At 66.9% G+C, this 408-nt stretch carries 1 protein-coding gene; it reads right to left on the bottom strand.

Annotated elements, in window-relative coordinates; translation table 11 throughout:
* Positions 1-408 (bottom strand): magnesium chelatase domain-containing protein (locus tag EOA86_RS38240; RefSeq protein ID WP_281035757.1); only part of this gene is annotated, 408 nt, incomplete at both ends.

Genomic DNA, 408 nt, shown 5'->3' with positions numbered 1-408 from the left:
CCCCTATCCCGCCGGCAAGTTCCTCGCTGCCCAAGGGCAGAACCGCGCTTCCAAAACCCAGCTTTTCGGCTTCCTTCAGGCGCTGCTGCGCATGCGCAACCGGCCTTACGGCGCCCGAAAGGCTGATTTCGCCGAAATAGACGCAATCGGCGGGAAGGGCAAGGCCGGTGAGCGAGGAAACCAGTGCGGCCGCTACCGCCAGATCGGAAGCCGGCTCCGAGATACGGTAGCCGCCGGCGACGTTGAGATAGACGTCATGCGTGCCAAAGCGGACGCCGCAATGAGCTTCGAGAACGGCGAGGATCATCGACAGCCGGGCGCCGTCCCAACCGACGACGGCGCGGCGCGGCGTGCCCAGCGACGACGGCGCCACCAGCGCCTGGATCTCGACCAGCACCGGCCTTGTGC

Source organism: Mesorhizobium sp. M5C.F.Ca.IN.020.32.2.1, assembly GCF_004023105.1.
GTDB classification, from domain to species: Bacteria; Pseudomonadota; Alphaproteobacteria; order Rhizobiales; family Rhizobiaceae; genus Mesorhizobium; species Mesorhizobium wenxiniae.
This window is presented reverse-complemented; position numbering and strand designations above follow the sequence as displayed.